Annotated in this window: 11 protein-coding genes; 6 read left to right on the forward strand and 5 right to left on the reverse strand. The window is 63.9% G+C overall.

Annotation, left to right across the window (positions count from 1 at the left end):
* The first annotated feature begins 154 nt into the window (after positions 1-154).
* Genes QN413_RS21065 through QN413_RS21075 form a run of 3 tightly spaced genes read left to right on the forward strand, consistent with a single transcriptional unit; the run spans position 155 to position 3,751 of the window.
* Complete coding sequence (locus QN413_RS21065; RefSeq protein ID WP_323498530.1) at positions 155-1,924, forward strand: DUF1800 domain-containing protein; 1,770 nt, start codon at positions 155-157, stop codon at positions 1,922-1,924.
* Positions 1,925-1,932: 8 nt separating this feature from the next.
* The gene (locus tag QN413_RS21070; protein ID WP_323498531.1) at positions 1,933-3,372 is read left to right on the forward strand and encodes a DUF1501 domain-containing protein; all 1,440 of its coding nucleotides are present in this window, start codon (positions 1,933-1,935) and stop codon (positions 3,370-3,372) included.
* A gap of 58 nt (positions 3,373-3,430) precedes the next feature.
* Entirely contained in the window at positions 3,431-3,751 is a 321-nt protein-coding gene (locus tag QN413_RS21075) for a pyrimidine/purine nucleoside phosphorylase (RefSeq protein WP_323498532.1), read from the forward strand.
* Between the two features lie 33 nt (positions 3,752-3,784).
* Here the strand turns inward: QN413_RS21075 and QN413_RS21080 are convergent, their stop codons facing one another.
* Together QN413_RS21080 and murB are read right to left on the reverse strand one after the other, a co-directional pair.
* Positions 3,785-4,669, reverse strand: a complete 885-nt coding sequence (locus QN413_RS21080; RefSeq protein WP_323498533.1) for a hypothetical protein — start codon at positions 4,667-4,669, stop codon at positions 3,785-3,787.
* Positions 4,670-4,671: 2 nt separating this feature from the next.
* A complete protein-coding gene (murB, locus tag QN413_RS21085; RefSeq protein ID WP_323498534.1) occupies positions 4,672-5,724 on the reverse strand; it encodes a UDP-N-acetylmuramate dehydrogenase in 1,053 nt (350 codons plus the stop codon).
* A gap of 42 nt (positions 5,725-5,766) precedes the next feature.
* On the opposite strand from murB, the gene QN413_RS21090 reads away from it, so the two are divergent.
* Both QN413_RS21090 and QN413_RS21095 read left to right on the forward strand, forming a co-directional pair.
* Positions 5,767-6,252 carry a YajQ family cyclic di-GMP-binding protein gene (locus QN413_RS21090; protein ID WP_187054931.1) on the forward strand — a complete coding sequence of 162 codons (486 nt, stop codon included), beginning with the start codon at positions 5,767-5,769 and terminating at the stop codon, positions 6,250-6,252.
* A gap of 31 nt (positions 6,253-6,283) precedes the next feature.
* Positions 6,284-6,901 (forward strand): retropepsin-like aspartic protease family protein, encoded by a 618-nt coding sequence (locus QN413_RS21095; RefSeq protein WP_416352217.1) that lies wholly within the window; start codon positions 6,284-6,286, stop codon positions 6,899-6,901.
* A 32-nt stretch (positions 6,902-6,933) separates the two neighbouring features.
* Here the strand turns inward: QN413_RS21095 and QN413_RS21100 are convergent, their stop codons facing one another.
* The 3 genes from QN413_RS21100 to QN413_RS21110 form a co-directional block, all read right to left on the reverse strand.
* A complete protein-coding gene (locus QN413_RS21100) occupies positions 6,934-7,287 on the reverse strand; it encodes a RidA family protein (protein WP_187050981.1) in 354 nt (117 codons plus the stop codon).
* Positions 7,288-7,289: 2 nt separating this feature from the next.
* Entirely contained in the window at positions 7,290-7,946 is a 657-nt protein-coding gene (plsY, locus tag QN413_RS21105) for a glycerol-3-phosphate 1-O-acyltransferase PlsY (protein ID WP_323498536.1), read from the reverse strand.
* A 101-nt stretch (positions 7,947-8,047) separates the two neighbouring features.
* Complete coding sequence (locus QN413_RS21110; protein ID WP_323498537.1) at positions 8,048-9,121, reverse strand: aldo/keto reductase; 1,074 nt, start codon at positions 9,119-9,121, stop codon at positions 8,048-8,050.
* Between the two features lie 98 nt (positions 9,122-9,219).
* On the opposite strand from QN413_RS21110, the gene QN413_RS21115 reads away from it, so the two are divergent.
* A complete protein-coding gene (locus QN413_RS21115; protein WP_323498538.1) occupies positions 9,220-10,155 on the forward strand; it encodes an alpha/beta hydrolase in 936 nt (311 codons plus the stop codon).
* Positions 10,156-10,277: the final 122 nt, after the last annotated feature.

The following is a 10,277-nucleotide window of genomic DNA, read 5'->3' on the forward strand; positions in this document are numbered from 1 at the left end:
AGAAATGCATAACGGTTCTTAAAATCCGTTTGTTTTTCACCAAAAAGTTGACGAATACATGAGAGAACTTCAATGCCTCGAGGCGCCGTTCGAGGCAAAGAGTGGGCCCAGTCAGTCAATTCATCAGGGGACCGTTACGCCGGCTCCTCCGGCTTTGCCCATCGATGAAATCAAGGACTTTGCCGCGATTGCGGCAGTTCCTGCGGGCGCTGCTGCGTTGTTGACGGCTTGCGGCGGCGGGGGTGGAGGCGGCGGCGGCAGCTTTGCCGGTCTGGCCGCCCCCAGCACGACAACGAAAACCGCGGATGCCGCCCAACCCACCATGGGTGTCGCGATTCCCGACTCGCCGATCGTCGCAGGTGCGGCGACCACCACGTACACCACACCCGCAAATAACAAAGATGCGGCGCGTTTCCTCTCGCAGGCTTCGCCGGGCGCCACCAAGGCGCAGATCACCGCGATGCAGGCGATGAGCTATTCGGCCTGGATCGATGCACAGTTCGCCCTGCCCCGCAGCCAGACGCACGTCGACTGGCTGTCGGGCCAGGGATACGGGTCGGCCACCTACCTCGGACAAGTCAACGGCCTCGACAACACGGTGTGGCGCAAGTTCATTTCGAGCCCAGACCTGCTGCGCCAGCGCATGGTGATGGCCCTCACTGAAATCTTCGTCGTGTCGATCGACGGGTTCAACGCTTACTACCCTCAGTTTTCGGTCGGCTACTTCCTGGACGTGCTGGAGAGCAATGCCTTCGGTAACTATCGCAACCTGCTGCTGGAAGTGAGCCGCACCACGGCCATGGGCACGTACCTGACGTTTGTCGGCAATCAGCTGGCGAACCCGACCACCGGCAGCCAGCCAGACGAGAACTACGCGCGTGAAATCATGCAGCTGTTCACCATCGGGTTGTACAAGCTGAACAACGATGGTTCGCAGGTGCTGGTCAACGACGCACCGGTCGAAACCTACACGCAAGCCGACGTCAGCGGACTGGCTCGAGTGTTTACTGGCTGGTACGACGACACCAGCGGCGGCCAGCAAACGCCGTCTGCCTACACCCGGCCAATGGTTCAGCTGAGCGCGCTTTACGAAGAAGGTGCCAAGACATTCCTCGGCACGACCATCCCGGCCGGCCCCAAGACCCAGGCCGGCGCCATCGACAGCCTTACCCGTGCGATCGACACGCTTTTCAATCACCCGAACATGCCGCCGTTCGTGTGTCGCCAGCTCATTCAGCGTCTGGTCACGAGCAACCCGAGCCCGGCCTATGTGAACCGCGTCGCCAATGCCTTCATCAACAACGGCAGCGGCGTTCGCGGCGACATGAAGGCGGTGATTCGTCAGATCCTCCTGGACGACGAGGCACGCAATCCGTTCATCAGTACGACGATCGCGTTCGGTAAGCTGCGCGAGCCGGTCGTGCGATTCCTGAATTGGGCGCGCGGCTGGGCCGCAACTTCGGCGAGCGGAGCGTGGAACATCGGCGACCTGTCGAGCGCGGCCGACGGCCTCGGCCAGAGCCCGATGCATTCGCCATCCGTCTTCAACTTTTTCAGGCCAGGCTACGTGCCGACCAACAGCGACCTCGGCAAATACAACCTCAACGGGCCGGAGTTTCAAATCACCAACGAGTCGACGGTGTCGGGCTACGTCAACTTCATGCAGAGCGCGGTGTCGGGTCAGATCCTCACTGACCTCAAACCCAACTACGGCACGCTGACCGCCATTGCCGCCAATTCAGGGGCGTTGCTCGACGAAATCAACCTGGTGCTGGCGGGCGGCGAGCTGTCTGCTGCCACGCTGGCCACGCTCAAGGCTGCCGTCGACACGATATCGGCCGACAACGACACCGGCAAGCTGAACCGCGTCTATGCCGCCCTCACGCTCGTGCTGGCCTCCCCCGAATACATCGTCCAGAAATAACGCGCCGCATGACAGATTCTTCTTTTCGCTCCGGCCGGCCTCCTTCGTCGGCTCACTTCCCGGGCGTCCAGCCCGACAACGCATCGCGCCGTGAATTTTTGCGTCGCACCGGCGCGCTGTCGATCGCGGCGTCGGCCACGCCATGGGCGCTCAGCCTGGCTGCCATGGGCGAGGCGGCAGCCGCCACGGCCGGCGACTACAAGGCACTCGTCTGCATTTTTCTGTATGGCGGCAACGACTACGCCAACACACTGGTCGCCTATGACCAGCCCACTTACAACATGTACAACAGTCTGCGCAGCAACATCGCGATCGGTCGCGACCTGCTGGCGTCGACCGTACTCGCACCTGCCATCGCCTTGCCAAACGGCCGCCAGTACGCACTGGCGCCGACGCTCGCACCGCTGCTGCCGATCTTCAACACTGGTGCACTGTCGATCGCGCTCAACGTAGGCACGCTGGTGCAGCCGACGACCAAGGCGCAGTACAACGCGCGCTCGGTTCCGCTGCCACCCAAGCTCTTCTCGCACAACGATCAATCCTCGTACTGGCAGGCCTCGGCGCCCGAGGGTGCATCGTCGGGTTGGGGCGGGCGCATGGGCGACCTGCTGGCCGGCGGCAACGGCAACGCGACCTTCACCTGCGTGTCGGTGGCTGGCAACGCGGTCTACCTGTCGGGCAGCCAGGTGTCGCAATACCAAGTGGCTTCGAGCGGACCGGTCTCGGTCGCTGGCATCAAGTCGGCGATGTTCGGATCAGCCGCTTGCTCGACCGCGCTCAACGGTTTGATGATGAACACGCGTACCCAGTTGCTGGAGAACAGCTACGCCGCGGTGTCGCGTCGCGCGCTCACCGCGAACGACCAGCTCAGCAGCGCACTCGCCGGTGCCGATGTCGCGACGACTTTTCCGACAGGCAACTCGCTGGCCGATCAGTTGAAGCTCGTCGCCAAAATGATTTCCGTCAGCAGCACGCTCGATGCCAAGCGGCAGGTGTTCTTCGTCTCGATGGGGGGCTTTGACAACCACGATGGACTGGGCGGTGCCGGTGGCACGCACGCCTTGCTGCTCGCGGGTGTGGCCAACGCCATGTCGGCCTTCTACCAGGCGACAAAAGACCTGGGTGTCTCGCAGCAAGTCACGACGTTCACCGCGTCGGACTTCGGCCGCACGCTCAACAGCAACTCGAGCGGCTCCGACCACGGCTGGGGCGGCGTGCAGTTCGTCATGGGCGATGCCGTCAAGGGCAAGTCGTTTATCGGCGCCGCGCCCACGCTGGCCAACGACGGGCCCGACGACGTGGGGCAAGGTCGGCTGGTGCCGACCACCGGCGTTGACCAGTTCGGAGCCACGCTGGCCAACTGGTTCGGCGTGTCGCCAAGCGACCAGATTTCCGTGCTGCCCAACCTGAAGAACTACAGCACGCGCAACCTCGGCTTCATGGGGTGATGTGAATCGTCAGGCGCTGCGGCAACTAAAATCGCGGCCCCTGAAAAGCGAGTTCGCAATGACCACTGAAACCTTCGCAGACGTGAGCGTCACCACCAAGGCCAACGTCTACTTCGACGGCAAATGCGTGAGCCACGGCTTCACCCAGGCCGACGGCACCAAGAAGTCGATCGGCGTAATCCTGCCGTCGACCCTCACCTTCAGTACCGGCGCGCCGGAGATCATGGAGGGGGTGAGCGGCACTTGCGAATACCAGCTGGCCGGCACGACCGAGTGGAAGAAATCGGGCGCCGGCGAAAAATTCAGCGTGCCCGGCAATGCGTCGTTCCAGATCCGCGTGACCGGCGAGCCGTACAGCTACATCTGCCACTTCGGCTGAGCCACCGGCGGAGGGCTTGAAGGCTGCGACGGGTCAGTCGCCGCCGCCTCCACCGCACCCGCCGCCGCAGCCCGATCCGCTGTCTCCGGACGAGCCTCCGTCGCTCGACGAGCTGCCATCGCCGCTGCCACTGCTCGTCGACTCGCTGCCGCCGAAGCCACCGGCATCACCCGAGCCGCTGTCTGAGCTGCTGAAGTCGCTACCGCATTGAGTGGTCGAACCGTCGTGGCGTGCCGTCGCCTTGCAGTCGGGCACGTAGGTGAAGCCGCCAGCCACTCCGTACTTGGCGTCGAGCGCGAAGAGCAGCGGTAACCGGCTCGGCTTGCGCGGGTCGATGCTCTCTTCCTTGCAGGCCCAGTACCAGCTGCGGCGCAGCCCGTCGTTGCGGCGCGCGTCGCGACCCAGCACTTCGGACGGACTGTGATGCAGCATGACGCCGAACGCTGCCTCGCACCAGCGCTGGTAGCCCTGCGTGTGCAGGATGAACTCGTGCCACGCCGCATCGACCAGCTTCGATGGCATCGCGACAAACTTTTTGTCGCTGCGCAAATGCGCCATGAAGAACTGACGCAGGCCGCGCAGCACCAGCTCGGCATCTCTTTGGCCCATCGATGGATAAGCCTGGATGAGCTTGCCGACCAGGAACCGCGGCAGCTCCGCTTCACGCACGAACTGGCGGCGCAAGCTGGTTTCCCGCGCCTTGAGCGCCTGTGCCAGCAGCAGGCACAACATGACCACGGCGATGAGCGTGCCGAATTGACGACTCAGCACAAAAAGCGACAGCACCGCGATCACCCACAGGCCGCGGCGCGCCCACATCAAGCCAGTGATGCGGTGCCGAAAATTCGGGTGCAGCAGGTCGACGACCGCCTTGGCAACGAGCGTCGATGCACCGCGCCCTGGTCGCTCGGCACGCATGCTCAGACCACGACCGGCTCGGGCTCCAGCCGGATACCGAAACGCTCGTACACGCTGGTCTGTATGGCCTTGGCCAACGTCATCACCTCACCGCCCGTCACCGGGTCGGCATTGCCGCCGCGGTTCACCAGCACCAGCGCCTGGCGCTCGTACACGCCAGCGTTGCCAACCGATTTGCCTTTCCAGCCGCAGGCGTCGATGAGCCAGCCGGCCGCCAGCTTGATGCTGCCGTCGTCCATCGGGTAGTGCACGATCTTGGGATCGCGCGCGATGATGTCGGCGCACTGCTCGGGTGTGACTGTCGGGTTCTTGAAGAAGCTGCCGGCATTGCCGAGCACCCGCCAGTCGGGCAACTTGGCACGGCGGATTGCGACGATCCAGTCGAAGATTTGCATGGCGGTCGGCTCGATGTTGGCTGCCTCGGCCATCTTCTTTTCAAGATCGACGTAGCCGAGCACCGGCTTCCACGGCCGTGGCAAGCGAAAGCGCACGCGGGTGATCAGTGCACGGCCCGCCAACCCGAAGTCGTTGGGGCTGGCCGGCACGTGCTTGAATACCGAATCGCGATAGCCGAAAGCGCACTGCGCGGCATCGAGCGTAAAGGTGCGGCCGGTGTCGATGTCGATCGCATCGAGCGATTCGAAGCGGTCTTGCAGCTCGACGCCATAGGCGCCGATGTTCTGCACCGGCGCGCCGCCGACCGTGCCGGGAATGAGCGCCAGGTTCTCCAACCCCGGAAAGCCGTTTTCCACGGTCCAGCGAACCACCTCGTGCCAGTTTTCGCCAGCGCCCGCCTCGACGATCCATGCGCGCGGCGTTTCTTCGACCAGCCGCAAACCCTTGATCTCGACCTTCAGCACCAGCTGCTTGACGTCGCCGGTGAGCACGATGTTGCTGCCGCCACCGAGCACGAAGCGCGGCGCATCGCGCCACTCGGCATCGTCGCGCAGTGCCTGCACATCCGCCTCGCCGGTGATGCGCGCCAGATGCTGCGCGCGCGCGACGATGCCAAAGCTGTTGTAAGGCTGCAGGGGGACGTTGGACTCCACGATCATGGGAGAATTGTCGCACTCAGTCCCCCAGAATCAGGAACGTCCATGCCGTCTTTCGACACCGTCTGCGAACCCAACTTGCCCGAGGTCAAAAACGCCGTCGAGAACACCGCCAAAGAAATCGGCACCCGCTTCGACTTCAAGGGCACGGCCGCTGCGGTCGAGCTCAAGGACAAGGAGATCACCATGATCGGCGACGCTGAATTCCAGCTCGTGCAGGTCGAAGACATCCTTCGCGCCAAGCTCACCAAGCGCAGCGTCGACGTGCGCTTTCTCGACAAGGGCGACGTGCAGAAGATCGGCGGCGACAAGGTCAAGCAGGTCATCAAGGTCAAGAGCGGCATCGAGAGCGAGCAGGCCAAGAAGATCACGCGCCTGTTGAAAGACAGCAAGATGAAAGTCACCTCCGCCATTCAGGGCGATGCGGTGCGCGTGACCGGCGCCAAGCGCGACGATCTGCAGGCGGCCATGGCACTCATCAAGAAGGACGTGCCCGACATGCCGCTGTCGTTCAACAACTTCAGGGATTGACGTGTTTGGCCTGCGGCTCGCAGCGGCGTTGATGCTCGCGAGTGCTTCCGTGCTCGCGCAGGCCGAAACCTCGGTGATGCTCACCGGCACCATAGGCAGCCGGGCCATCCTGATCGTCAACGGAGGCGCACCCAAGACTGTTGCCGTCGGCGAGACCTTCCAGGGCGTGAAGCTGGTCGCGCTGCAGGCCGAACAGGCCACAGTCGAGTCAGGCGGCAAGCGCATTGCCTTGCGGATGGACACGCCCGCAAGCATCGGTGGCGGCGGCCCGAGCGGCGGTGGCAACCGCATCGTGCTGCCGGCCGACAGCCGCGGCCACTTCATGACGCAGGGCACCATCAACGGTCGCACGGTCAACTTCATGCTGGACACCGGCGCCACCACGGTTGCGATGTCGGCCGCCGATGCCACGCGCATCGGGCTCGACTACAGCAAGGGCACGCCAGTGCGCGTCAGCACGGCCAACGGTGTGACGGCGGGCTACCGGCTGCGACTCAATTCCGTGCGAGTCGGGGATGTCGAGGTGTACGACGTCGACGCCATCGTGTCGGAGCAGTCGATGCCATTCATCCTGCTCGGCAACAGCTTCATCAACCGCTTCTCGATGCGGCGCGACGCCGATCAGATGGTGCTGGAGAAACGCTTCTGAAGCGATGCTGAAGCGCCTGCGAAGGCGCGAGCTCAGAGCTGCGCGGCGGTGACGACTATCTCGATCTTGTAGGCCGCATTCGCCATCTTGGCCTGCACCGTGGCGCGCGGCGGCGTGTGGCCTGCCGGAATCCATGCGTCCCAGATCTCGTTCATCACCGTGATGTCTGCAATGTCATTCAAGAAAATTTGGGCCATCAGGATGCGCGACTTGTCGCTGCCCGCTTCCGCAAGCAGTCGCTCAACCATGCCGAGCACTTCAGCGGTCTGACCACGCATGTCCAGCGTGGTGTCGTCCGGCACCTGGCCCGCGAGGTACACGGTGCCGTTGTGCACGGCGGTTTCGGACAAGCGTGGGCCGACGTGGAAGCGGGTGATTTCGGGCATGGTCAAACTTTCTTTTTGGAGCCGAGCTTCGACTCGGTGCCGGCAGCGAGCCGACGGATATTTTCACGATGCCGCCAGAACAGCAACAAGCTCATGAGGATGAGCGCGACCAGTACGGTGCGATGCACGGGCCAGGCGATGTTGCCGCCGATCAGGTAGTAGGACGGTGCGAAGAACGCAGCCGCCAGCGAGGCCAGCGACGAGTACCGAAAAAACAGCGCGATGATGACCCAGGTCGCGCACGTCGCGAGCCCCAACAAAGGCGCGATGCCGACGATCACACCGATCGCTGTGGCAACACCCTTGCCGCCCTTGAACGAGAAGAACACCGGATACAAATGGCCGAGAAACGCTGCGAGCCCGGCCACCGCGGCGATGCCTTCGACGCCCGGACCCACGCCCCATTCCGCGCCGAAGTGCCGGATCAAAAAAACCGGTAACCAGCCCTTCGCTGCGTCCAGCAGCAAGGTCACCAGCGCCGCCGTTTTGTTACCCGAGCGCAGCACATTGGTGGCGCCCGGATTGCCGCTGCCGTAACTGCGCGGGTCCGCCATGCCAAAGGCCTTGCTCACGATCACCGCGAACGACAGCGAGCCGATCAGGTAGGCCGCGACGATGGCAATGATGGCGGCGGCAGGGAATGGCAGATATGAACTCAACGCAGGCTCCGGCCTCGACAAAAAAGGTCGCTCATTCTGCCAGCGCGCATTGCACCGGCTCGGCGTCGATCAAGCAGGCGTCTCGCTGCCGTGCTGCTTTTTCACATCGCCGGGTCGCGAATATCCCAGCGAATCTTGTCGATCTCGGCCAGTACCTCGGGCGACAACGTTGTGCCCCACGCATTCAGGTCTTCTTCGAGTTGCGCCACCGTCGTCACGCCGATGATGGTGCTGGCAACCTGCCATTTGGTGTAGCAGAAGGCGAGCGCCAGCTGCGTCGGCGTCATGCCGTTGTCGCGCGCGAGGCGGTTGTAGGCACGCGAGGCGCGCAATGCATCGGGGCGGCCCCAGCGTTGCTTGCGTACCGACTCGTAGCCCGAGATGCGCCCCTTGGGGGCATCGGGGCCTTCGGTGCCGCTCTCGTCGTACTTGCCGGTCAACAGGCCGAAAGCCAGCGGCGAATAGGCCAGCAACGACACGTCTAGCCGATGCATGGTTTCGTCCAGCCCGTTCTCCAGTGCGCGGCTGATCAGGCTGTACACGTTCTGCACCGTCGCGATGCGCGGCAGCGAATGCTGCTCGGCGAGACGAACAAATTCGTGCACGCCGTACGGCGTCTCGTTCGACAAGCCGATGTAGCGGACCTTGCCCTCCTTCACCAGACCGCCAAGCGCTTCGAGCTGCTCGTGAATCGAAGTCTGCGTACGCTCCTTGGTCGGGTCGAAATAGATCTGTCCGAACAACGGCGTGTTGCGCTCGGGCCAGTGGATTTGATAGAGATCGATCACGTCGGTCTGCATGCGCTTCAGGCTGGCATTGCACGACGCCACGATGTCGGTCGCCGTCATGCCGGTGCCTTCACGCACCCAAGGCATGCCGCGCGACGGGCCGGCCACCTTGGTCGCCAGCGTCAGCTTTTGCCGCGCGCCCGGGTTGGCAGCAAACCAGCGACCGATGATGCTTTCGGTCACGCTGTAGGTCTCTTGCCGCGTCGGCACCGAATACATTTCAGCGGTATCGATGAAATCGATGCCGCGCTCGAGCGAACGGCTCAGCACGGCATGCGAAGTGGGCTCGTCGACCTGCTCGCCGAAGGTCATGGTGCCGAGGCAGATCGGCGTGACGCGCAGATCGCTCTGGCCCAGCCTGACTTTTTCGAATGGGATGTTTTTCATGGCCGGAATGCTACCGCCGCCAGCGCTGTCGCGTGCAGGCCCGCGCTGGGGCTCGTGTGCGACAGCGCAGCGCCCGGTGCCTGCATATCATCGAGGTCATGTACCAAGCCCTCCGCGTCTCCCGCAGCGAATTCGTGCCCGTGCGAAACCTCGATTACCACGTGCGGCTCTGGGGCCAGCCATCGGCCACGCGGCCTCCGCTGGTGCTGCTGCACGGCTGGATGGACGTCGGCGCTTCATGGCAGTTCGTGGTCGATGCGCTGGCCGAGGAGCGCTTCGTTATCGCACCCGACTGGCGCGGCTTCGGCCTGACCGAAGGTGGCGGCGTCGACAACTACTGGATGCCAGATTACCTGGCCGATCTGGACTGGCTGCTCGACCACTACGTGGGTCAGGCAGGGGCCCCGGAGAGCGTGGCGGTCGACCTGGTCGGGCACAGCATGGGCGGCAACGTCGCGATGCACTACGCCGGCGTGCGGCCGCAGCGCATTCGCCGGCTCGTCAACCTCGAGGGCTTCGGCATGCCCGGCCTGGCGCCAAGCGAAGCGCCGCAGCGCTATGGCAAATGGATCGACGAACTCAAGCGCCTGCACCGCGGCGAAATGGCGCTGGCCGCCTACCCGGCCGCCGACGGCGTGGCGCGCCGCCTGATGAAGACCAACCCGAAGTTGACTCAGGACAAAGCGGACTGGCTGGCGAGTCACTGGGCCGGCACCAGCCTCAACGCCGATGGCAACGAGCGCTGGGAAATCCTGGGCGATGCAGCGCACAAGATCATCAACGCGCACATCTTTCGGGTCGACGAGGTGCTCGCCTTGTACGCCTGCATCACCGCACCGCTGCTGGCGGTCGAGGCGGCCGACGACAGCCTGAGCAAATGGTGGAAGGGCCGCTACTCATTGGATGAGTACCACGCGCGCTTGAAGTCGGTCAAAGACGCACGGGTTGCGCGCATCGAGGATGCCGGTCACATGCTGCATCACGATCGGCCGGAACGCGTGGCCGAGTTGATCCAGGATTTTCTTGCAGGCTGACAGCCGCCTGGGCCAGTCCGCGCGCACCCCTCGTACCGCGTGAGCGCAGCCGCGAACGCGCGGCTTTTTCCGACAGCGCCAGACGCCCTGGTCGGGCAGACTCCTACGGCTTTGCCCACCCC

This window comes from Variovorax sp. LG9.2 (assembly GCF_035018885.1).
Taxonomy (GTDB): Bacteria; Pseudomonadota; Gammaproteobacteria; order Burkholderiales; family Burkholderiaceae_C; genus Variovorax.